Source organism: Streptomyces sp. NPDC012508 (assembly GCF_042902595.1).
In the GTDB taxonomy this organism is placed as follows: domain Bacteria; phylum Actinomycetota; class Actinomycetes; order Streptomycetales; family Streptomycetaceae; genus Streptomyces.
This window is the reverse complement of the sequence record NZ_JBIBEO010000003.1, coordinates 193,655-215,776: the sequence shown is the minus strand read 5'-3', so window position 1 is coordinate 215,776 and position 22,122 is coordinate 193,655. Positions and strand designations below refer to the sequence as shown.

At 69.5% G+C, this 22,122-nt stretch carries 25 protein-coding genes; 22 read left to right on the top strand and 3 right to left on the bottom strand.

The features are described from left to right. Positions 1 to 27: 27 nt before the first annotated feature. The gene (locus ACFY8U_RS11375; RefSeq protein ID WP_361667559.1) at positions 28 to 477 is read right to left on the bottom strand and encodes a helix-turn-helix transcriptional regulator; all 450 of its coding nucleotides are present in this window, start codon (positions 475 to 477) and stop codon (positions 28 to 30) included. 238 nt (positions 478 to 715) lie between these two features. On the opposite strand from ACFY8U_RS11375, the gene ACFY8U_RS11370 reads away from it, so the two are divergent. From ACFY8U_RS11370 to ACFY8U_RS11335, 8 genes are all read left to right on the top strand, one after another. Beyond that, the gene (locus ACFY8U_RS11370) at positions 716 to 994 is read left to right on the top strand and encodes a WhiB family transcriptional regulator (protein WP_389568707.1); all 279 of its coding nucleotides are present in this window, start codon (positions 716 to 718) and stop codon (positions 992 to 994) included. Then, complete coding sequence (locus ACFY8U_RS11365; protein WP_389568704.1) at positions 987 to 1,772, top strand: hypothetical protein; 786 nt, start codon at positions 987 to 989, stop codon at positions 1,770 to 1,772. Before ACFY8U_RS11370 ends, ACFY8U_RS11365 begins: the two co-directional genes overlap by 8 nt. Continuing rightward, complete coding sequence (locus ACFY8U_RS11360; RefSeq protein ID WP_361667550.1) at positions 1,766 to 1,969, top strand: hypothetical protein; 204 nt, start codon at positions 1,766 to 1,768, stop codon at positions 1,967 to 1,969. The genes ACFY8U_RS11365 and ACFY8U_RS11360 overlap by 7 nt, the downstream gene beginning before the upstream one ends. A 157-nt stretch (positions 1,970 to 2,126) precedes the next feature. After that, positions 2,127 to 2,471, top strand: coding sequence for a hypothetical protein (locus ACFY8U_RS11355; protein WP_389568701.1), 345 nt, complete (start codon positions 2,127 to 2,129; stop codon positions 2,469 to 2,471). Positions 2,472 to 2,771: 300 nt separating this feature from the next. Continuing rightward, positions 2,772 to 3,179: a hypothetical protein gene (locus ACFY8U_RS11350; RefSeq protein ID WP_389568698.1), complete on the top strand. Its 408-nt coding sequence runs from the start codon at positions 2,772 to 2,774 to the stop codon at positions 3,177 to 3,179. Positions 3,180 to 3,306: 127 nt separating this feature from the next. Then, positions 3,307 to 3,918 (top strand): phage tail protein, encoded by a 612-nt coding sequence (locus ACFY8U_RS11345; RefSeq protein ID WP_361667542.1) that lies wholly within the window; start codon positions 3,307 to 3,309, stop codon positions 3,916 to 3,918. 89 nt (positions 3,919 to 4,007) lie between these two features. After that, complete coding sequence (locus tag ACFY8U_RS11340) at positions 4,008 to 4,298, top strand: hypothetical protein (protein WP_361667539.1); 291 nt, start codon at positions 4,008 to 4,010, stop codon at positions 4,296 to 4,298. A gap of 113 nt (positions 4,299 to 4,411) precedes the next feature. Further along, the gene (locus ACFY8U_RS11335) at positions 4,412 to 4,708 is read left to right on the top strand and encodes a hypothetical protein (RefSeq protein ID WP_389568695.1); all 297 of its coding nucleotides are present in this window, start codon (positions 4,412 to 4,414) and stop codon (positions 4,706 to 4,708) included. Between the two features lie 34 nt (positions 4,709 to 4,742). Here the strand turns inward: ACFY8U_RS11335 and ACFY8U_RS11330 are convergent, their stop codons facing one another. Continuing rightward, on the bottom strand, positions 4,743 to 5,561 hold the full coding sequence (locus ACFY8U_RS11330; protein ID WP_389568692.1) for a hypothetical protein: 819 nt from the start codon (positions 5,559 to 5,561) through the stop codon (positions 4,743 to 4,745). A gap of 298 nt (positions 5,562 to 5,859) precedes the next feature. Here ACFY8U_RS11330 and ACFY8U_RS11325 point away from each other — a divergent pair, with 298 nt between their 5' ends. The 14 genes from ACFY8U_RS11325 (at position 5,860) to ACFY8U_RS11260 (ending at position 18,108) form a co-directional block, all read left to right on the top strand. Continuing rightward, complete coding sequence (locus ACFY8U_RS11325; RefSeq protein ID WP_361667532.1) at positions 5,860 to 6,072, top strand: hypothetical protein; 213 nt, start codon at positions 5,860 to 5,862, stop codon at positions 6,070 to 6,072. Between the two features lie 98 nt (positions 6,073 to 6,170). After that, complete coding sequence (locus ACFY8U_RS11320; RefSeq protein ID WP_389568687.1) at positions 6,171 to 7,241, top strand: hypothetical protein; 1,071 nt, start codon at positions 6,171 to 6,173, stop codon at positions 7,239 to 7,241. Between the two features lie 29 nt (positions 7,242 to 7,270). Beyond that, on the top strand, positions 7,271 to 8,473 hold the full coding sequence (locus tag ACFY8U_RS11315) for a phage tail protein (RefSeq protein ID WP_389568684.1): 1,203 nt from the start codon (positions 7,271 to 7,273) through the stop codon (positions 8,471 to 8,473). Beyond that, positions 8,470 to 9,723 carry a tape-measure protein gene (locus ACFY8U_RS11310; protein WP_389568681.1) on the top strand — a complete coding sequence of 418 codons (1,254 nt, stop codon included), beginning with the start codon at positions 8,470 to 8,472 and terminating at the stop codon, positions 9,721 to 9,723. Before ACFY8U_RS11315 ends, ACFY8U_RS11310 begins: the two co-directional genes overlap by 4 nt. A gap of 56 nt (positions 9,724 to 9,779) precedes the next feature. Further along, entirely contained in the window at positions 9,780 to 10,706 is a 927-nt protein-coding gene (locus tag ACFY8U_RS11305; protein WP_361667524.1) for a phage distal tail protein, read from the top strand. A 56-nt stretch (positions 10,707 to 10,762) separates the two neighbouring features. After that, positions 10,763 to 11,962, top strand: coding sequence for a hypothetical protein (locus tag ACFY8U_RS11300; RefSeq protein WP_389568678.1), 1,200 nt, complete (start codon positions 10,763 to 10,765; stop codon positions 11,960 to 11,962). Between the two features lie 61 nt (positions 11,963 to 12,023). Beyond that, positions 12,024 to 13,211: a hypothetical protein gene (locus tag ACFY8U_RS11295; protein ID WP_389568675.1), complete on the top strand. Its 1,188-nt coding sequence runs from the start codon at positions 12,024 to 12,026 to the stop codon at positions 13,209 to 13,211. 50 nt (positions 13,212 to 13,261) lie between these two features. Then, complete coding sequence (locus tag ACFY8U_RS11290; RefSeq protein WP_389568672.1) at positions 13,262 to 14,401, top strand: hypothetical protein; 1,140 nt, start codon at positions 13,262 to 13,264, stop codon at positions 14,399 to 14,401. 10 nt (positions 14,402 to 14,411) lie between these two features. Continuing rightward, a complete protein-coding gene (locus tag ACFY8U_RS11285; protein WP_389568669.1) occupies positions 14,412 to 15,542 on the top strand; it encodes a hypothetical protein in 1,131 nt (376 codons plus the stop codon). After that, on the top strand, positions 15,542 to 16,114 hold the full coding sequence (locus ACFY8U_RS11280; protein WP_361667513.1) for a hypothetical protein: 573 nt from the start codon (positions 15,542 to 15,544) through the stop codon (positions 16,112 to 16,114). The genes ACFY8U_RS11285 and ACFY8U_RS11280 overlap by 1 nt, the downstream gene beginning before the upstream one ends. 31 nt (positions 16,115 to 16,145) lie before the next feature. Beyond that, positions 16,146 to 16,529, top strand: coding sequence for an ATP-binding protein (locus tag ACFY8U_RS11275; protein ID WP_389568666.1), 384 nt, complete (start codon positions 16,146 to 16,148; stop codon positions 16,527 to 16,529). A 120-nt stretch (positions 16,530 to 16,649) separates the two neighbouring features. Then, a complete protein-coding gene (locus tag ACFY8U_RS11270) occupies positions 16,650 to 17,561 on the top strand; it encodes a peptidoglycan-binding protein (RefSeq protein ID WP_389568664.1) in 912 nt (303 codons plus the stop codon). Between the two features lie 63 nt (positions 17,562 to 17,624). Then, complete coding sequence (locus ACFY8U_RS11265; RefSeq protein ID WP_361761385.1) at positions 17,625 to 17,858, top strand: hypothetical protein; 234 nt, start codon at positions 17,625 to 17,627, stop codon at positions 17,856 to 17,858. Continuing rightward, positions 17,845 to 18,108, top strand: coding sequence for a hypothetical protein (locus ACFY8U_RS11260; RefSeq protein WP_361445304.1), 264 nt, complete (start codon positions 17,845 to 17,847; stop codon positions 18,106 to 18,108). Before ACFY8U_RS11265 ends, ACFY8U_RS11260 begins: the two co-directional genes overlap by 14 nt. Before the next feature lie 73 nt (positions 18,109 to 18,181). Here the strand turns inward: ACFY8U_RS11260 and ACFY8U_RS11255 are convergent, their stop codons facing one another. After that, a complete protein-coding gene (locus ACFY8U_RS11255; RefSeq protein WP_361761388.1) occupies positions 18,182 to 22,081 on the bottom strand; it encodes a DNA-directed RNA polymerase subunit beta' in 3,900 nt (1,299 codons plus the stop codon). Positions 22,082 to 22,122: the final 41 nt, after the last annotated feature.

The following is a 22,122-nucleotide window of genomic DNA, read 5'->3' as shown; positions in this document are numbered from 1 at the left end:
CGGGCGTGAGCTCCGGTCGCGCGGGGCTCACTCCCGGCTGGCGCGGCGCGGCTCGCCGGGGGTTCGCGGCTCGACCTCCTCCTCGCCGGGCTCCAGGAACTGGTTGACGACCTTGACGAACACGCCCATCCGCTCGTCGGGTACGCCGAGCCAGCGGGCGAAGTCCTCCATGGTGGGCTGCCAGTCGCCGGGCGGCAGCAGGTCCGCCGCCAGGGGCAGCTCGTCGGGCGTGACCCGACCCGACCTGATCAGCATGTCGCGGACGGAGACCCCGAGCAGGGGGGCGATCCTGCGCATGGTCTCCAGGTCGGGCATGCTCTGCCGCTGCAGCAGCCGGGTCACGGCAGCCCGGTGCACGCCGGCCTCGTCCGCGATCCGGGACTTTCCTCCACCGCGCGGACTGTCGATGTCGTAGCCGCGCGCTCTCATCAGACCTTCCACCCAGCCTGCGAACTCGTCGAGCCCTTGAGTGCTCATGTACCGCTCCCTAACTCCCCACCCTCCGGGGACCACACTCTAGCGTGCTTGCGCGCAAAGAATTACGTGCTTTTGAGCGCGCAATCGTGTCGAATCGGTGAAGGGGGCTCCACAAACTTGTTGCGCGCCCGCACGCAACATGTCACTCTCTCACTCGCCGTCGCACTCGTCGGCCTCATGAGTCCCAGGAGTCGCACCGGCCCCAGGGGTTCGGTGGCCCGGACCGTGGAGAAGAACCTTGCTCCTGCCCGACTCGTCCTCATGGCAGGCCGCCGCCGCGTGCGTCGGCCTCTCCCCGTCCGTCGTCTTCGCCCGCCGCGCCCAGCAGGCGGCTCCGGCGCTGCGCGCCTGCGCCGCCTGTCTCGTCCGCCGCGAGTGCGAGGCGGCGGTGGCCCCGGCGGAGAGCTTCTTCGACGGCGTCTGCGCGGGCCGTCTCTGGCGCAACGGCCGCCCCGTACCCGAGTCGCGTACGGCCAAGGTCATGGGACCGATCACCGCCGGAGGCGTCCGTGGCTGAGCCCGCCGTCGAACGGATCCTCACCGACATCACCCTGTGGACCGCCTCCCTCGCCCGGCAGTTCCCCGAGCTCGCCGAGGAGCTCGCGCCCGGACGCCGCTCCCCCACCGGCGCCGCGCCCACCGCCCCGCACCCCGGCCGTGACGAGCTCATCCGCGAGGAGCGCCGCGAGGCGCTGCTGCTCCGGCAGCGGCACGGACTGGTGGTCCCGGGCCACGGCGCCGCGCCGATCCGGCTGCACGTGTCCGACGCGATCCGCGACATCACGGACGGCGTGGTGGAGCTGGAGGAGGCCGTACGCACCCGGCTCGGCCTCTCCCGTCCCGGCCGCGCCACGGTCGTGGAGCGGCTGCGGCGGACCACCGCACTGCTCGACGAGATCGCGGGCCACCCCGACCTGGCCCGGCACGTGCGCGACGAGCTGCGCCGGATGGCACGGCGCTGTGCGCGCACGCTCGGGGACACGGAGACGGTCGTCCGGGTCTCCGGCCGCTGCCCGTGGTGCGACTCGGTGTCGCTGCGGGTGTTCCCGGACCGGCGGGCGGTGCTCTGCGTGAACCCCGCGTGCGTCTGCACGGACGAGGTGTGCGGGTGCCAGGACGATCCGGCGTACCGGCACCTCTGGCCGGAGGAGCGGTGGGGCGAGCTCGCCGACGCGTCGGGCGCCCGTATGCAGGAGATCGAAGCGGCGATGGACACCGCCGCGAGCACCGCGAGCACCGCAGCCACCGCGGCCAGCACACCCGATTCCGAGGAAACCGAGGAGAGCCCGTGCTGAAGTCCCTGCCCCTGCCGGCCCTGATCCCCGGCCCGCTGGCCGCCGAGGAGGCCGGGGTCGCCCCGGCGACGATCCGTAAGTGGGTCCAGCTGGGCCACCTGCGGGCGGCCGGCAAGGCGGGCAGGGCCCAGCTGTTCCGCCTTGAGGACGTCTTCGCCGCGGAACGGATCGCCCGCCGCCGTCCTCGTACCGCATAGCCCGTAGCCCGTAGCCCGTAAGCACCGCATGACGAAGCGCCCCGTGTCTCATGGAGAGACACGGGGCGCTTCGTCATGCGCCGGGGTTGACCCCTACAGTCCGGTGCAGCGTCGGACAGCCGGATACGCGCACACGGAACCCAGGGGGTACGGGGTCATGAGCTGGTACGTGCTGGTGGAGGCCAACGATTCGTACAGCGACAGCAGATGGGAACTGGTGGCGAAGATCCCCGTCGAAGGCGACAGGGAAGCGGCCGTCGCCCGGGCCGAGGAGATGAGCCGGACCGATACGCGCGGCGCCTTCCCTGATCAGCAGGGCCGCCTCGTGTTCCGTACATCCCCGACGAGCTGGCTCGTGGAGCAGTCCCGCTTGATGCAGCTCGAGCGCTCCGGCGCCCCGGAGACGATCACCGAGCACATGCGCGTCTGCGTCGCCGAGCTCGTGATGGCGAAGGAGCCGGCCCCCCTCGATCCCCCCAGGAAGGGCCGGCTGCGGAGGTAGCCGCCGTCTGTGGCCCGATCGAGCCGGTGAGGGGCCTCGGCAGCCGTCACCGGCTCTCCCGGCCGGGAAAGCCCAGCAGATCGACGAACTAGTTGCGTGCGCGCACGCTCTCTGTCACAGTTGGTGCAGCGGCGGAGCTGTGCCCGCGAGACGGGCCGCAGCTCCGCCGTTCGCCGTCCGGGAGCGCTCCGCGCCCCCGCCCCCTTCCCCGCGTCGAGCGCCCCGGACGGCCCCGGACGGCCCCCGCACCGCCCACGCACCGCCCCCGTCCCGCCTCCCCTTCCACCGAGGAGAACCGTCATGACCACTCCCCCGAGTGCGTTCCCGGACGTCGAGAAGCTGGTCGTCGACGTCCTCAAGGCCGACCCGGCCCTGGCCGGCGTCACGGTCGCCGTTCAGGCGCCGGCCGGCTTCGACGGCACGCAGAGCGCCGTCCTGGTGAACCGCCGCGGCGGCGCCTGGATCGGCGACCTGCACGTCGACAAGCCGCTGATCGAGTTCGAGGTGTACGGGCCGACCAAGAACGCGGCCCACATCCTCGCCAACGCGGCCCGGCGCGCGCTGCTCGCCACGATGGGCAAGCAGATCGGCGTCAACCTCGTCCACGACGTGGAGGAGATGGACGGGCCGCGCTGGCTGCCCGACTACCTCTACCGGGGCGCCAACCGCTACCTCTGCGTGATCCAGCTCTCCCTGAGCGTCTTCTGAGCCCTCCCGGCTCCCTGACGGACGCTCACCCCACAGACCAGGCCTCGCCATCCGGCGGGGCCTTTGCCGTACCCGGGCCCGATGCCCGGGAACGGTGCGCTCCCTCAACCCAAGGAGAAACCCCACCATGGCAGGAAACAACTCGGCCGAGATCCGCGTCGCAGGCACCGGCAAGCTCTACGTGGCCGACGCCGGCACCTCCGCCCCGGCCACCTTCGGCACCGACTCCGCGGCCGACTGGTCCGGCGCGGGCTGGAAGGACCTGGGCTTCACGTCCGGCGACGGCGTCACCTTCTCGAAGAAGGACAAGCTGGAGGCCATCGACTCGTGGCAGTCGGTCTCCCCGATCCACTACATCTACTCGGCCCGTGACCTCTCGCTGAAGTTCTCGCTGCTCCAGTTCAACGAGGACACCTTCCCGTTCTTCATGGGCGGCGACGCGGTCAAGGCCGAGCCGACCCCGGCGGTCGACACCTACCGCTACGAGATCGCCGAGCGTCCGTTCGCCGACGTCCGCGCCCTCGGCCTGGAGTTCACCGACGTCAAGGCCGGCGGCACGACCGCGGTTCGGTACCGCTTCATCATCCCGCGCGGCCAGGTCACCGCGACCGACGACATCAAGCTGGCCCGCAAGGCCGCGGCCCAGCTCGGCATCACCTTCTCGGCGATGTCGAAGGGCGACGGCAAGCCGCTGGCGACCTTCCTCATGAAGGACAGCCAGTACTCCGCGACCGTCTGATCCTTTCCCCACCCGGGGCGGGACGGCCGACCGCCGTCCCGCCCCACCCCTCTCCTCTTCACTCACTCGAACAAGGAGTACGCATCACCATGGCCCGTTTCGACGTCAACGCCGCCCGCGCCCAGCGCCTGGAGGCCCACGGCCGCACCTGGTCCTTCGAGCTGGACGGCGAGTCCTTCACCCTGCCCACCGAGCTCTCCCGCGCGACCGCCAAGGGACTGCGCAAGCTCGACGACAACGACGTGGACGGCCTGCTCGCGCTCCTGATGGGTGAGAAGCAGTTCGCTCAGTTCGAGCAGCACGACATCACCATGCAGGACATCGCCGCCATCCTGGAGGCCTACGGCAAGGAGACCGGGCTCGGCCTGGGGGAAGACTGAGCCTCGTCGAGTTCGTCGAAGAACACGCCGAGGCCCTTGAGGCGGATCTCCTCCGCTACTACGGTGCCGATCTCCTCGACTGGCACCGGGGGGAGTTCTCCAGCCGGCGCCTGATGATCCTGATCAAGAACCTGCCGCAGGACAGCGCCATACAGCGCGAGATCCACGGCGAGGCGGCGGAGTGGTCGATCTCCGACCATCTCCTCGCGGCGACGGTGGACCATCTGGCCGTCGCCAACTGGATGTTCCAGGCCGTCAACTCCAGCGAGGACGACGACACGCCCGAACCGCCGAAGCCCGTGCCGCGTCCAGGCGTCAAGGACGAGGACGGCGAGGATCCGGAGGAGGGCTCCACGGAGGAGGGCGCTGAGGCGATCTCCCCCGGAGCCCTCGCCCGGTTCTTCGGCTGAGCCACATCCTCACGGCCCCCGGAGCCCGTTCCCGTCAGGGAGCGGGCTCCGGGGGCGCTTCCTGTGCTCGCTCGGCGACCAGTTCCTCCTCCAGGGCCCTGGCCCGCTCCGACAGCCGACGCTGTTTGCGCGCGCCCGCGTCCGGTTCGCCGGCCTCGGGGCCGCGACGCTCGGTGCCCGATCCGGACTGACCAGGCACACCGGCGAGCGGCGGCACGATCGGGCGACCGCCCTTGCCGCGGACGACCTTCCGTACGGACTGGGCGTTCCTGCGGGTGCGGCTCTCCTGCGCGGTCAGCAGGACGTCGGGATCGGTGACGGGTTCCTCGGCGCGGGGGCGAGAGACCTCCTCGTCCTGGTGCGGGGAAGCCGCGGTGGCGTGCTGGGGCTCGTCCGACGGAAGCTCGTGCTCCGGCCTTCGGTCGAGGAGTTCGCGCTCCTTGCGCATCCGATCCTCGGCCTGGACGACTGCGATGGGAGGCGTGAGGAGCCGCGCGAACGGCAGAGGAATGACGCGGGCACCGTCGCCTTCGCCGGCGTCCACGCGCCGCTGGGGACGGCGGACTCCACGCGCGTCACCCTGGCCCTGGGCGTAGGCGTCGGCCACACGCTTCTCGTACTCGCGTCGTATGCGCGGGAGTTCCTCCGACATCGCCTCGGCCCAGCCGGCGGTGAAGGCTGAGGCTTCACGCCGGTCGACCTCGGCACGCGGTATCACGAGGAGGTCCTCGGGCGCGTATCCGTACACGTGGACCAGTTCGGAGAGCCGTGCGAAGAGATGAGGCAGATCCGGGTGGGATTCGAGCCAGTCGACGGCTCGCTCCCGCCGGTCAGCACCCGGCTCCGTGTCCATGCGTCAGCACTCCAAACCCCCTGGGGTCCCCACGCGCCCCTCGCGTCCCCCGCCCCCCGACTGTGTCAGGTCCAGGGAACGCGCCATCCAGAGTACCCCGGTCGAACAGACGCTCCGATCCGGGACCAACCCTCCCCAGGAGCCCGCAGGAAGACACACCGTCAGGCGTTTCGCGCTCGACAAACACCGAACAAGTGTTCCACAATCTGTTCGCACAGTAGTTCGAACATGTGGTGCCCCCGCCTCACTCCGCGGCGCCGCCACGCACGCACGGGCAAGCAACGGAAGGCAGGCGTCCATGACTGAGCAGGCCGAGGCATCGCGACCGCACATCCCGCTTCAGGACCGCCTCCGCCAGCTCCTCGACGGACCCGCCGCCCTCGACAAGAGAGCGTTGCTCGGCACGCTGTACGCCGAGGTCAACCGCCGCGAGGCCGTCGCCTACGCGGCGGGCTGGAACGACGCCCTCTCGACGGTGCGGCGCGGCTCCCGCCGGGACGAAGACGCCTAGCCGCCAGCTGCCCCACCTACGCACGAGCCCCTGCCGAAGTTCCTTGCGGCAGGGGCTTTTCGGCGATTGGCCGTCACCGGCCGGAAGCGGAGCAACCGATGGGAAAAACGATCGACGATGTCGCCAGTGACATCGAAGGCCTCAGGAAGGCACTCCTCGAGTCCAACGTGCCCGTCAAGGTGCAGTATCAGGGCGATTACGCGTCGAAGGACAAGAAGAAGCAGGAGCCGGAGCCGGTGGACTCCATGGTCTCTGCGCTCAAGAAGGCTCTCACCGAGGGGCAGCCGAAGCTCGTCACGGACGCCATGCTGCCGTTCGACTTCGTCGGCCGGTTCAACGAGATGCACCAGGAGCTCAAGAAGGAGCTGTCCACCGAGCTCTGGGAGGCCGCCGGCTTCGACACGATCGGCGCCGCTGTGGAGAAGGTCGCCGAGGGCAACAAGGATGCGTGGAGGTACTGGGTGGCGGCCCTCTCCAGCCTCCTCATCCCCGCGATCCTCGCTGGGATCGGCCTGGTGCTGCTGACCAGGTTCACCGCCATCCAGCAGGGCTTTCAGGCGTGGTTCTTCAACCTCTTCAAGGGGCTGACCGGCAAGCAGGACCACATCTGGGCCAAGAACGCCAACGGTGACGGCTGGGGGTTCCAGCCCAAGGACGAGGTCCAGAAGCGCGCGAACCCGACCGCCACCGCCATCGCCGACATTCCCCCGGACGCGATCCGCGCCCTCCGTGAGCAGCTCGAAAAGATCAACCCCGAACTGCTCAAGTTCAACAACCGCGCCCCCTCGTTCATCAGGGAGTTCCGCAAGCTGCCGAGCGAGAGCAAGGCAAAGAAGGCGGCGGAGGCGATCAAGAAGATCGCCGAAGCCGTCACGGGCGTCGACCACTCGCGGATGCAGCCCGTCGCCGAGGGCGTGAACAAGATCAACAACGCCATGCGGAACGCCGACCCCCGCAAGGTCACGAAGGTCGCCAAGGCCACCGAGAAGCTCAAGACCGCCATGGTCGGCTTCGACGCGACCAAGCTTCCCAAGTCGACCGACCTGGGGGCCGCGGCCACCAAGATGAGCGACCTCGCCCAGGCGACCGGCACCCTGCGCACGAAGATGCAGGAGTTCGCGAGGACGGTCCAGAGCCTCGACCAGGTCATCGGCGCGGCGACCGGCTGACCCCACCCCACCAAGAAAGGAGGTAACCCATGTCTCTCGTCAGATCCCTGAAGACCGCGTCGACCGCCCTCGGTAGCCTCAAGACCCAGGCATCCGGTACCGGCGGCTCGATCAAGAAGGTCGGTGACGCCGGCAGGTCGGCTTCCGGGCAGCTCAAGACCCTCAAGACCAACGCCCAGGGCTCCACCACCCAGCTCAGGAACCTCAAGACGGCCTCGGACCAGGCCGAGAAGTCCATGGCGAACGCCGGCCGGACCGCCGAGACCGCCGGCAAGAAGCTGGGCAAGTACGAGTCCGGCGCCGGCAAGGCCGCCAAGGGCCAGGACAAGCTCAACCGGTCCATGAAGGGCAACATCCTCGCCCGTCTGATCGAGCTGTTCATGCCGCTTATCGAGAAGATCGTCGAGATGGCGATGCGCTCGAAGACCATGCAGACGATCATGAAGAAGGCCTTCAGTGCCATCAAGACCGTGATCAGCTCGGTCATGAAGGCCATCGGCCCGATCATGAAGACGGCCGGTCAGCTGATCAAGACGGTGTGGAACGGCATCAAGAAGGCCATCTCCACCGTCGTCAAGGCCGTCGCGACCGTCATCAAGACCTACGTGAAGATCTGGAAGACGGTCATCACCACGGTCATGAAGGCGATCAAGACGGTCATCAGCACCGTCTGGAACGGCATCAAGGCCGTCATCACCCCGGTGGTGAACTGGATCAAGACCGCGATCCCGAAGGCCTTCAGCGCCGTCAAGGACAAGATGTCGTCCATCTGGAACGGCCTCAAGGACATCGCGTCCCGGGCGTTCGAGGGCATCAAGAGCGGCGTCAAGGGCCCGATCAACGCGGTCATCGGCCTGATCAACAGCATGATCAGAGCCGTCAACGGGGTCAAGGTCAGCGTCCCCGGCTGGGTGCCGATCGTCGGCGGCAAGACCTTCGGCGTCAACATCCCGACCATCCCCATGCTCGCCACCGGCGGTGTCGTCATGCCCCGCACCGGCGGCGTCCCGGCGATCCTCGCCGAGGCCGGCGAGGCCGAGGCCGTCCTCCCGCTCTCCAAGCTGGACCGACTGCTCGCCCTCACCGCCCGCCGCGCCCGCATGGCGGCGAACCCCCAGGGCGCCGGCGGCGCGGGTGCCGGGCTGCACATCGAGCACTACCACGCGGCCCGTGGCAGTGACCCGCAGTCGACGGCGGACGCGCTGATGTACCTGGCGAAGGCGCGCGGATGAGTACCGCGGTCGTCGCCATGCCGCGGTTCGGGGCGGTCACTCCGGTGATGACCTCGCTGCGGCGGGGTGCCGAGGGAGCCGGCGGCACCCTCAAGCGGCTCAAGGAGGACGTCCAGCGGGCGGCCGGCAACGTCTCCAGGTTCGCGGGTGAGGCGCGTACCGCCGGCTCCTCCGTCCGTACGCTCGGAACCGGCGCCTCCGGTGCCGCGACCTCCGTCGGCCGGATCCAGCGGTCCAAGGCGGCCACCGGCATCCAGAAGTTCGGCGCCGCGGCCGCCAGGGCGAGGACCGCCGCCGGCAGGCTCGGTCCCGCCGTCGGCGGCATCCTCGCCATCCTGGCGCCGCTGGTCCCGATCACCGACGTCATCGGCAAGCTGATGGAGACCTACGGCACGGTCATGACGATCGCCTCGATCGCCATGACCGGCATCAACGTCGCCATGAGGGCCAACCCGCTCGGCTTCGTCGTCGGCATCATCGTGCCCATCGCCGCGTACCTCATCGAGCTCGCGGTGAACTCCGAGACCGGCCAGAAGATCATCAGGCAGGTCTTCCAGCAGGCCCTCAAGGGCTTCCAGGCGGTCTGGAAGTTCCTCCAGCCGATCATGAAGGTGCTCGGCCAGGCGGTCGGGACCTACGTCAAGGCGTATCTGACCCTGTTCAAGACCGCCCTGAAGCTCATCGGTTCCGGTATCAGCGGGATCACCAAGGTCCGGACCGCCGTCTCCTCGGCGTCCAACGCTCTGCGCGGGATCGCCTCCCGCACCATGGGCGCGATCAAGGACGCCGTCAAGCCCGTCCTGTCCTTCATCACCGACAAGATCCCCGGCTTCTTCCGCACCGTCAAGGACGCGGTGAGCAAGGCTCTGCGCGGCATCGGCGACCTCATCAAGGGGGCTCTGAGCGCCGTCATCGGCGTCGTCAAGGGGCCGATCAACGGACTCATCGCCTTCGCCAACTGGATCATCGACGGGCTCAACGAGCTCAGCTTCGAGATCCCTCTCACCGACAAGAAGTTCGGCGTCGAGCTCGACAAGATCCCGATGCTCGCCGAGGGCGGCATCGTCATGCCCGGCACGGCGGACGACTACCGCATCGACTCGCTCTCCCAGTTGGAGAACCGCCGCGTCCCGGCCATCACCGAGCCGCCCCGACCGCCGCACCGCGTACGGGACTTCTACGAGCAGCCCGGCGCCGGGCCCCGGTCGACCGCCGAGGACCTGCTCTTCCTCGCAGCCTCCCACCGCTGACCACCCAGCGCCGACCGTCCATCTGACAGCCTCTCAGAAGTGAGGTGACGGCCCCCATGGCCGAGACCACAACCGCATACGCCACCGGAAACGGCTACACCGCCGACGTCGCGCCCGGCTCGCTGATCACCCAGGACGGGCAGATCCAGTGGGCCGGGCTTCTCATCGGCCCCGGCACCCCGTTCGCCGTCGACCGCTCCGGGCTCACCGGCTGGGAGGACCTGCCCGAGTACGACTCCTCCGACGCCGAACGCCCCACCTCGCACGGCGCCTGGCCGGGCTCCCGGTACGCCAAGCCGCGCAAGGTCGGCGGCACGATCGTGCTGATGCCGGAGTACAGCGCGGCGCCCGAGGCCATTCGCGCCCTGCGCCAGGCACTCGCCCTGCTCGACGAGGAGCGCTGGCTGACCGTACAGCTGCATGGAGAGCGGCTCGCCGTGCGGGCCCGCATCGCCCAGCGCGTGGTCCCCGCCGACCAGGGCTTCGCCACCCAGGGCACGTCCAAGATGTCCATCCAGTGGCTGGCGGCCGACCCGCGGCGCTACGTCGTCAACGAGCAGGTCGCCGGCACCACGGCCCCGCAGCCCGAGTCCGGCCTCACCTGGCCGCTGACCTGGCCGCTCGACTGGGGTCAGGCGACGAGCACCGGCGACGCCATCGCCGAGAACACCGGCTCCGCCGCCACCCACCCGGTGATCACCTTCCGCGGCCCGTGCTCCATGCCGACCGTCACCGAGCGGGTCAGCAAGCGCCGGCTGCGGTACGCGATCGACCTGGCCTCCGGCGACGAACTGGTCGTCGACACCGCCAACGGCACGGTCATGCTCAACAACTCCGCCTCCCGCCGCCACACCGCCATGGCGGACTCCAGCCCGGAGGAGCTGTTCCTGCTCGAACCGGGCCGTACGGAGCTGTCGTTCCGGCCCGACGAGGCAACCCCGGAGGCACTCATGACGGTCCGCTGGCGCAGCGCCGAGTGGTGACCGAGGCCCCCTTCCGCTCCTGACGGATCCGCTCCTCCCAACGAAGAGGTGAACCCATGACCGTACGGGCCGCCTGGCTCCAGTCCCTCGGCCAGACCCGCGAGGACACCCGCCTCACCCTCGCCGCCCTGCTCACCCCCAGTGGACAGAGCCCCGAGGAGACCCCCCTCCGTTCCCGGCCGGGCGTCGTGCCGGGCGGCCTGCTCCTGACCGGCTCGGGCCCCATGCAGTGCACGATCGGCACGGGCCGGGCGATCGTGCAGGGCAACGACACCGCCCAGGGTGCCTACCTGGTCGCCGTCACGACCCCGACGAACCTCACCGTCACCGACGGCGATCCGCAGTACGACCGGATCGACCTGGTCGAACTGGCCGTCGTCGACGACCTCTACGACCGTACGGGCGAAACCGAGGCCGTCGTACGGCTCGTCAAAGGCACCCCGCACGCCACCCCCGTGACGCCGGCGAGCGGCAAGGGCAGCACCATCCCGCTGTACACGATCCGCGTGCCGAAGGGCACCTCCGCCGGCACCGGCGGCATCGCCTGGACCACCACCGGAGTCACCCAGCAGCACTGGCCGGTGGTGGCGCTCGGCGGCATCCTGCCGACCAGCGGTTTCAAGGGCGCGTACGTCGGCCAGTACCGGGACGCGGCCGGAATGCTCCAGCGCTGGGACGGCACGACCTGGGTCTCGTACCCCAAGGCGATGGGCGGGATCGCCCCCGGCTCCCTGGTCTCGAACGGCAGCTACACCGGCCAGTACCGGGACAACAACGGGATCCTGCAGCGCTGGGACGGCGCGGCCTGGCAGTACGCGGAAGGCAGGTCGTCCCTGCTCTTCAGCGCCTCGCAGACCCTGGCGGCCCAGCAGCAGAGCGTCGCGCCCAACACCTGGACCGTGATCACCCTGCCCACCGTCGACGCCGACGACGCCGCCGGCTGGAACGGGAGCGACACCTTCGTCGTGCCGCGCACGGGCTGGTGGCGGATCGCCGCGCACGCCGTCTGGCAGAACGACGCCCAGACCGGCGCCCGGGGCGCCCGCGTCCTGGTCAACGGGGCCGGTGTGCAGCGCATGACCTGGCTGACCCCCGCGGCCAACAGCGCCATCACCGTCGGCGGCCAGGGGCTGATCAAACTCACCGCCGGCAACACGCTCCAGCTGGCCGGCTACCAGAGCCACACCGCCGCGGTCAAAACGCTCGGCGGCTCCGGCTACGCCTGCACCCTGACCGCCGAGTGGATCAAGTCCTGACCCTCGGCGGTCCACGCCCTGCCCCCTCATCCGTCCACCGACCATTCGAACGGAGAACCCCATGAACCTGCGCAGCAGCTGGGTCGCCGAGACCGGCCAGACCCGCGAGGACACCCGGCTCACCCAGATCGGCGCCACCAACCCGCTCAACCCCGTCCAGGTCCGCTCCGGCATCCTGCCCGGCTCCTACGACGGCAAGTACCGACTGTCCGGCTTCTGGATGAACAACGCCTCCGCCATGTCGGCGACGGTCTCCGAGGGTCGGGCCGTCATCCAGGGGGACATCTCCCAGGGCGCCTACCCGGTGACGCTGCCGGCCTCCGAGGTCGTCACCTTCGCCCCGGGAAACGCCCAGTACAACCGGGTCGACCTCGTCGTCCTGAAGATCTACGACAAGCTGTACGAGGGCACCAGCAACGAGGCCGTCATCGAGATCCTCCAGGGTGTTCCGGAGCAGTCGCCGAAGGCCCCGCCGGTTCCGGCGCGCAGCCTGCCGTTGTACCAGGTGACCGTCCCGGCCGGCGCCAGCGCGGGCAACGGCGGCATCCCGTGGGCCACCGCCCTCAAGGACCTGCGCACGACCGTCTCCTCCGTCGGCGGCATTCTCCCGGTCGAGGGTCCGATCCAGCCGGGCGCCTACCCCGGCCAGTACCAGGACACCCCGGACGCCCAGCTGCAGCGCTGGGACGGCGGCAAGTGGGTGGCATACCCGCAGGCCATCGGCGGCGTCGTCCCGAACTCCGTCAGCGCCTCCACCCAGGGCACGTACACCGGCCAGTACCGGGACGGTGCGGGCGGTCGCCTCGAGCGCTGGACCGGCTCGGCGTGGGCCCCGGCCTTCCCGGGTCCGTACTTCAACGACACGGTGGACGACGGCTACACCACCTCGACGGCCTGGGTGGACACGCTGACCAACCGGACCGGTTCGCTGTCCCTCACCTTCGTCGCCCCGGCCTCACGGCAGGCCATCCTCACCTTCGGCTCGCGGATCCAGCTGGTCGGCACGGGTTCCGGAGTCGGCTTCATGAGCGTGAAGGTCATGCAGGGCACGACCGTCCACCGCGACAACGGCGACGGGTGGGGGGTGGTCTGCCAGTCCCCCGGCAACGTCTCGGTCTCCACCACCCAGCGTCTGCACACCCTGACGGCGGGCGCCACCTACACGGTCACCGCCTACTACCGGACCACCAACACCGCCCTGCAGGCCTGGTTCAACAACACGTTCCTCCACGTCGTTCCGCAGCACTGAGCCACGCTCGTCCACCGGCTGCCCGAACGATCCTTCCCCCAGGAGATCCCATGCCCGTACGCTCCGGCTGGCTGCTGCCCAACGGCCAGACCCGCCAGAACACCCGTATCACCAACATCGGCGCGACCACACCCGTCAACCCGCTCGGCGTCCGGTCCGGCATCCTGCCCGGAACGTACAACGGCGACTTTCGCGTCGGCGGCCTGTGGCTGAGCCAGGCCGGCCCGATGACGGCCACCGTCTACCACGGCAAGGCCGTCATCCAGGGCGGCAACTCCGACGGCGCCTACCCCGTCGCCCTCGACCAGGACATGACCATCACCTTCGGCGACGGCGACCCGCTCAACCCACGCATCGACCTCGTCGTCCTGCGCGTGCACGACAACGACGCCGACCTCCAGGGCAGGTACGAAGCCGTCGTGGAGATCGTGAAGGGCGAACCGAAGGCCGCTCCGGTACCGCCCGACGCCCCGGCCCGCTCGCTGGCGCTGTTCACCGTACGGGTGCAGGCCGGGGCCTCCGCGGGCACCGGCGGCATCGCCTGGGGCACTCCGGGCACCGTCACCGACAAGCGCACCACGACCGTCGCGGCCGGCGGCATCCTGCCCACCTACAACAACGCCACGGTGAAAGGCTCCTACCCGGGCCAGTACCAGGACAACGACGATTCGCACTACCTCCAGCGCTGGAGCGGCTCCACCTGGATCGCCTACCCCAAGGAGATCGGCGGCATCGCCCCCAGCGGCACGTTGTCCACCGGCAGCTACCCGGGCCAGTTCCGGGAGACCGGCGGGGTGCTCCAGCGCTGGAACGGCACCGCCTGGGTGAACTACCAGCCGCCGGTCGAGGTGGAGACCCTCAACAGCGGCGTCACGATGCTGCCCGGCTGGTCTCTGGTGTCCTTCAACGCGCGCCGCACCCGCGGCATCGTCACGCTGCTCCTGTCCGTCACCCGCAGCGGCGCCACCATCACCGCCAACAGCGCCGGAAACATCGACGACGAGCAGCTGTGCACCCTGCCCGCGGGCTGGCGGCCGGCCTTCGACGTCGAGGTCTCCGCCTGCGACGGCTTCGCCAACGGCGGCGCCAACATCTGGGCCAACGGGCAGGTCAACCTGCGGACCTGGGCCCCCACCGCCGTGCTCATGACCGGCCGCAACGTCCGCGTCTCCGCCACCTACGTCCTCTGAGGGGAGCCCGATGAGCCTCGACACGCCCTACCGGGCGATCTTCTGCGATCTGCTCACCGACCAGACGCTGGACATCCTGCCTCTGCGGGACGTCTCCTTCGACGACTACATCGGCAAGGCCGGCTCCCTCTCCGGAACCATCCCCATCCCCAACCAGGACATCGCCGAGCGGGTCAAGCAGGTCCGGGAAGGCCGCACCGCGGTCTATCTGGAGCGCGGCGGGGATCTGTGGTGGGGCGGCATCATCTGGACCACCACCCTGCAGTCCAGCGGCCGCGGGGTGCTGACCCTCGGCATCCAGGCCGCCACGTTCGACTCGTACGCGGGCCGCAGGCGCATCCGCACGGACATCACGTACGACACCCCGACGTATCAGCTGGAGATCGCGCGCCGACTCTGGCAGGAGCTGGACCTCCAGACCTACCCCGGCCTCCCCCCGGAGCAGGACCCCAAGCGCCTCGGGATCACGTACGGGGACGAGCCGGCCAAGATCAAGCGGACCGTCTCCTGGCGGAAAGGCGACGAGACCGTCTACCTGGACGCGCTCAACCAGATCGCCGGCATGCAGGACGGCTTCGAGCACCAGATCCTGGTCTACCGCGACCCGATCTCCGGGCAGCGGGTCCGCCAGCTCCGGCTCGGCGAACCCAAGATCATCAATGGCGCCACCGACCTGCTCTTCGACCGGCCCGGCGTCATCCTGTCGTACTCCTTCCCGTACGACGCGACCCGCGGCGGCACCACCGCCGTCGCCCGTGGCGCGTCGGTGAACTCCAACGCGGCCGCCGAGTCGCGGCCGCTGTACGGCAAGGAGCAGTACGACACCTCGCTGCTCGTCGACGGCTGGCCGCTGATCGACCTGTCCACGGACCACAACGAGATCACCGACGACCTCACCCTGGAGTCGCTGGCCGCCGCGGAACTCGCCCAGGCCCGCGGTGCCGTGGTCATCCCGGCGATCACCATCCACCTCGGTGGGATGGTCCCGCCGGCCCTCATCGGGCGTACCGCCCGTATCCGGATCCACGACGAGTGGTTCGCGCGGGGCCTGGACGCCCGTTACCGCATCATCGGCGTCAAGGTCACTCCCCCGGAGCGCGGCCGTCCCGACACCGCCGAGCTCTACCTTGAGGAGGCCTGATGCCCCAGCTGCCCGAGGACATCATCGACCGGCTCAACCAGATGGAACGCCGGCTGAAGACCCTGTCGACGGCCGTCAACACCCGTCCTCCGGTCAACGAGTTCCGCCCGGCCACGCAGTCCGGCAGCGTCACCGTCACGCGGCCGCTGTTCCGGATCTTCGACGGCTACAACCACGAGATCTTCGCGGACGACATCCTGACCGGGGGTCTCGCCCGGCCCTGGCTGCAGCTGATGCCACCGCTGCCGACCGATCCGGCCAAGTGGCCCTCCACCACCGCCGCCGCCTTCACGACCATCGCCAGGTCCTCCAACCCCATCTGGCAGCCGAAGTTGCGGCTCGCGGTCAACACGGCGGCGTCGTCGGGCGCCACCGGCCAGGTGCGGGTGCTCGTCGACAACGTCCAGTTCGGTCCCACGGTCACCGCGGGCACCACCTACGACCACCTCGGCCTGCTGCCCGGCGACATGAAGACCAGGTTCGGCCAGACCATGACCATCGAGATCCAGGCCATGGCCAGCGGCGGCACGGTCTACGCCCAGCCCGTCCTCATCCACGGCGCCCAGACCTGATCCGTCCCCCGAGCAGTACGAGGAGCACCCCATGAACATCGACCCCACCCAGCCGTGGGGCGTGGCCATCGACTACGCCGGCCGCGCCGTCGTCACCGAGAACGGCCATACCCTCAACATCCGTGTCCACGACAACAACCTCGGCTACACCCTGGAGATCGACCCGGTCACCGGGCAGTACCCGTCGGTGTACGTCACCGCCGAGCTCACCGAGAAAGGCACGGACGACACCGCCCTGCGCGGCTCCGGCCTGATCATCGTCCACGCCAAGGACGGGCTCCCCGTCGTCCCCGACCCGACCGCCGCCCAGCAGGCCGTCGCCGCGGCCCTCGCCGACTTCGAGAACCGCCGGGCCGCTTACGCCGCGCTCTGCGCGACCTGGGCGCCGGCCCCGGCCCCGGCCCCGGCCCCGTAAGAGCTAGCCCCAGCCCCGCAGAGCCGGCCCCGGCTCCGTGAGGCCAAGAGACTCCGCCCCACCCGTACGCCCGCCCTCGCGCGGGCTTTTTTCATGCCCCCGCAAGCCTGGAGGTCACCCATGGCCACTCCCCTCTCCGCGGACCGGCTCGTCGCCGCGCTCCGCGCCGAAGGCGTCAAGGTCGTCGAGCACGACGGCTGGCGCACCCACCACCGCAACCGGGCGGGAGCCTGGGGCCCGGTGGCCGGCGTGATGATCCACCACACCGTCTCCAGCGGTACGGCCTCGTCCGTCGAGCTCTGCTACAACGGCTACACCGGCCTGCCGGGCCCGCTCTGCCACGGCGTCATCGCCAAGGACGGCACGGTCCATCTCGTCGCCAACGGCCGCGCCAACCACGCGGGCGGCGGCGATCCCTCCGTCCTCCAGGCCGTGATCACCGAGACGTACGGGGCCCGGCCGCCCGCCCCCCGCGAGCACCAGGGCAGCGCCGGCGCCGTCGACGGCAACTCCCGCTTCTACGGCTTCGAGTGCATCAACCTCGGCAACGGCAGCGACCCCTGGCCCGCCGCCCAGCTCGACGCCATCGAGCGGACCTCCGCCGCGCTCTGCCGGGCCCACGGCTGGGGCGCCAAGTCCGTCATCGGGCACCTGGAGTGGTCGGACTGGAAGAGCGACCCGCGCGGCTTCGCGATGCCGGGCATGCGCGACCGGGTGCAGAAGCGGCTCGCCGCGGCCCCCGTGAAGCAGCCCCCGGCCCCGCAGAAGCCGGCCGCCCCGCGCTACCAGCCCTTCCCCGGCACGTCGTTCTTCAAGAACAACCCCAGCTCGCCGATCGTCACCGCGATGGGCCGCCGGCTGGTCGCCGAGGGCTGCTCCGCGTACGCCGTCGGCCCGTCCCCCCGCTGGGGGGAGGCGGACCGGCGCAGTTACGCCAAGTGGCAGCGCAAGCTCGGCTTCAGCGGCTCCGACGCCGACGGCTGGCCGGGCGTCATGTCCTGGAACGCGCTCAAGGTCCCGTACTCGAAGTAGTCCCACCCCACGGAGTAGTCCCGCCCCACCAAGCAGTCCCGCCCCCTCACGCAAGGAGCCCCCATGTCCGACGAGGCCAAGCGGACGGCCCGTACCGTCCTCCAGACCGCCGTCGCCCTCGCCGTGGTCCTGCCCGCGATCGTCGACGCCTCCGGCATCCCCGCGACACTCCCCTGGGTCGCCGGAGCGCTCGCCGCCGCCGGCGCCCTGACCCGGGTGATGGCGGTACCGGCCGTGCAGCACCTGCTGCCCTCCTGGCTGCGCACCTCCCCGGGAGCGGCCGATGACCGAGTCTGAGCAGCACGACCCGGTCACCGTCGCCATCGAGCTGGAGCGGATGCGCGGCACGCTGGAGGCCGGGTTCGCCCGCGTCGACGGCTCGCTCGCCCTGCTCGTCCAGCGCAGCGACCAGACCGACAAACAGCTCGCCGACATGGAGACCCGGCTCGACGCCCTGGAGCGCGCCCGCTGGCCCCTGGCCAGCATCGCCGCGCTGACGGCGAGCGCCGGCCTGATGCTCGCGGTCTGGGAGCTGGCCGGCCGGTAGTACCGACAACGCCGCAGGGCGGCCACCCCCGGTGAAAGGGGGTGACCGCCCTGCGGTACTTCAAGCGACTCGCTTACTGGTTGTACGGACCGTAGTCGTAGTCCTCCAGCGGAACGGCCTGGCCGGAGCCCGTGCCGAACGGCGAGTAGTCGATGTCGTCGTAGCCGACGGCCGAGTACATCGCGGCCTTGGCCTCCTCGGTCGGCTCGACCCGGATGTTGCGGTAGCGGGACAGACCCGTACCGGCCGGGATGAGCTTACCGATGATGACGTTCTCCTTGAGGCCGATGAGGCTGTCGGACTTGGCGTTGATCGCCGCATCCGTCAGGACTCGGGTCGTCTCCTGGAAGGAGGCGGCCGACAGCCAGGACTCCGTCGCCAGCGAGGCCTTGGTGATACCCATCAGCTGCGGACGGCCGGAGGCGGGGTGACCGCCCTCGGTGACCACACGACGGTTCTCGGTCTCGAACTTCGAGCGCTCGACGAGCTCGCCCGGCAGCAGCTCCGCGTCGCCGGACTCGATGATCGTCACGCGGCGCAGCATCTGCCGGATGATGATCTCGATGTGCTTGTCGTGGATCGACACACCCTGCGAGTTGTAGACCTTCTGGACTTCGCCGACCAGGTGGACCTGGACCGCGCGCTGACCGAGGATCCGCAGCACGTCGTGCGGGTTGGTGGCACCCACGGTGAGCTTCTGGCCCACCTCGACGTGGTCGCCCTCGCCCACCAGCAGACGGGCACGCTTCGAGATCGGGAACGCCGTCTCGTCGCTGCCGTCGTCCGGGGTGACGACGATCTTCTTGGTCTTCTCGGTCTCCTCGATACGGACGCGGCCGGCCGCCTCCGAGATCGGGGCGACACCCTTGGGCTGACGAGCCTCGAAGAGCTCGACGACACGGGGCAGACCCTGGGTGATGTCGTCACCGGCCACACCACCGGTGTGGAAGGTACGCATCGTCAGCTGGGTACCGGGCTCACCGATGGACTGGGCGGCGATGATGCCGACGGCCTCACCGATGTCGACCAGCTTGCCGGTGGCCAGCGAACGGCCGTAGCAGAAGGCACAGGTACCGACGGCGGACTCACAGGTCAGGACCGAGCGGGTCTTGACCTCCTCCACGCCGGCGCCCACGAGGGCGTCGATGAGCACGTCACCCAGGTCGACGTTGGCCGGCGCGATGACCTTGCCGTCCACGACGACGTCCTCGGCGAGCATCCGCGCGTACACGGAGGTCTCGACGTCGTCCGTCTTCCGCAGGATGCCGTCGGCACCCTTCTCGGCGATCTTCAGCTTCAGACCGCGCTCGGTGCCACAGTCCTCCTCGCGGATGATCACGTCCTGCGAGACGTCCACCAGACGACGGGTCAGGTAACCCGAGTCGGCGGTACGCAGGGCGGTGTCGGCGAGACCCTTACGGGCACCGTGCGTCGAGATGAAGTACTCGAGGACGGTGAGGCCCTCACGGAAGGACGCCTTGATGGGACGCGGGATCGTCTCGTTCTTGGCGTTCGACACCAGACCACGCATACCGGCGATCTGACGCATCTGCATCATGTTTCCTCGGGCACCCGAGTCAACCATCATGAAGATGGGGTTCGTCTTGGGGAAGTTCTCGTTCATGGCCTCGGCAACCTCGTTGGTCGCCTTGGTCCAGATCGCGATGAGCTCCTGAGTGCGCTCTTCCTTGGTGATGAGACCGCGCTCGTACTGCTTCTGGACCTTCTCGTCCTGAGCCTCGTAGCCCGCGACGATGGCCTTCTTCGCCTCGGGAACGACGACGTCGGAGATGGCCACGGTGACGCCGGAACGGGTCGCCCAGTAGAAGCCCGCCGCCTTCAGGTTGTCGAGCGTCGCCGCCACGATGACCTTGGGGTAGCGCTCGGCGAGGTCGTTGACGATCTCGGAGAGCTGCTTCTTGCCGACCGAGTAGTCGACGAAGGGGTAGTCCTCGGGCAGCAGCTCGTTGAAGAGCGCGCGGCCCAGCGACGTACGCAGACGGAACGAGTCACCCTGCTGCCACTCCGGCTCGCCCTCCTCGGCGACCGGGGGAACCCAGCCGCGCGGCGGAACGGTGCCGATCGGGAAGCGGATGTCGACCGAGGACTGCAGCGCGAGCTCGCCGGCGTCGAAGGCCATGGTGGCCTCCGCGGTGGAGCCGAACGCGCGGCCCTCGCCCTTGGTGTCACGCAGCTCGCCGTCGGTGGTCAGGAAGAACAGACCGAGGACCATGTCCTGGGTCGGCATCGTGACCGGACGGCCGTCGGCCGGCTTGAGGATGTTGTTCGAGGACAGCATCAGGATGCGGGCCTCGGCCTGCGCCTCCGCGGAGAGCGGCAGGTGGACGGCCATCTGGTCACCGTCGAAGTCCGCGTTGAACGCGGTGCAGACGAGCGGGTGGATCTGGATGGCCTTGCCCTCGACCAGCTGAGGCTCGAAGGCCTGGATGCCGAGGCGGTGCAGCGTGGGCGCACGGTTCAGCAGAACCGGGTGCTCGGCGATGACCTCTTCGAGGACGTCGTACACGACCGTGCGGCCGCGCTCGACCATCCGCTTGGCGCTCTTGATGTTCTGCGCGTGGTTCAGGTCGACCAGGCGCTTCATCACGAACGGCTTGAAGAGCTCCAGCGCCATGGCCTTCGGCAGACCACACTGGTGCAGCTTCAGCTGCGGACCGACGACGATGACGGAACGCGCGGAGTAGTCCACACGCTTACCGAGCAGGTTCTGACGGAATCGACCCTGCTTGCCCTTCAGCATGTCGCTGAGGGACTTCAGCGGACGGTTGCCGGGGCCCGTGACCGGGCGACCACGACGGCCGTTGTCGAAGAGGGCGTCGACCGCCTCCTGGAGCATCCGCTTCTCGTTGTTCACGATGATCTCGGGGGCACCGAGGTCGAGCAGACGCTTCAGACGGTTGTTGCGGTTGATCACACGGCGGTACAGGTCGTTCAGGTCGGAGGTCGCGAAGCGGCCACCGTCCAGCTGCACCATCGGACGCAGGTCCGGCGGGATCACCGGCACGCAGTCGAGAACCATGCCCTTGGGGCTGTTCGCGGTCTGCAGGAACGCGGAGACGACCTTGAGGCGCTTGAGCGCACGAGTCTTCTTCTGGCCCTTGCCGGTACGGATGATCTCGCGGAGGCGCTCGGCCTCCTCGTCCAGGTCGAAGGACTCCAGGCGCTTCTGCAGCGCCGCGGCACCCATCGAACCGTCGAAGTACGTGCCGAAGCGGTCACGCAGCTCGCGGTAGAGGAGCTCGTCGCCCTCCAGGTCCTGGACCTTGAGGTTCTTGAAGCGGTTCCAGACCTCGTCGAGACGGTCGATCTCGCGCTGCGCACGGTCGCGCAGCTGCTTCATCTCACGCTCGGCGCCCTCGCGCACCTTGCGGCGCACGTCGGCCTTGGCACCCTCGGCCTCGAGCTCGGCCAGGTCGGTCTCGAGCTTCTTGGCGCGGGCCTCGAGGTCGGCGTCGCGACGGTTCTCGATCTGCTGACGCTCGACGGAGACGTGCGCCTCCAGCGAGGGCAGGTCACGCGTACGACGCTCGTCGTCCACGAACGTGATCATGTACGCGGCGAAGTAGATGACCTTCTCGAGGTCCTTCGGCGCGAGGTCGAGCAGGTATCCGAGGCGCGACGGGACGCCCTTGAAGTACCAGATGTGGGTGACGGGAGCGGCGAGCTCGATGTGGCCCATCCGCTCACGGCGCACCTTGGCGCGGGTGACCTCGACGCCACACCGCTCACAGATGATGCCCTTGAAGCGGACACGCTTGTACTTGCCGCAGTAGCACTCCCAGTCCCGGGTCGGACCGAAGATCTTCTCGCAGAAGAGTCCGTCCTTCTCGGGCTTGAGCGTGCGGTAGTTGATGGTCTCAGGCTTCTTGACCTCGCCGTGGCTCCACTGACGGATGTCGTCAGCGGTGGCCAGACCGATCCGGAGCTCATCGAAGAAGTTGACGTCGAGCACTATGCGTCAATCCCTCTCAGGGTTGTAAGTCTTGGGGTCTG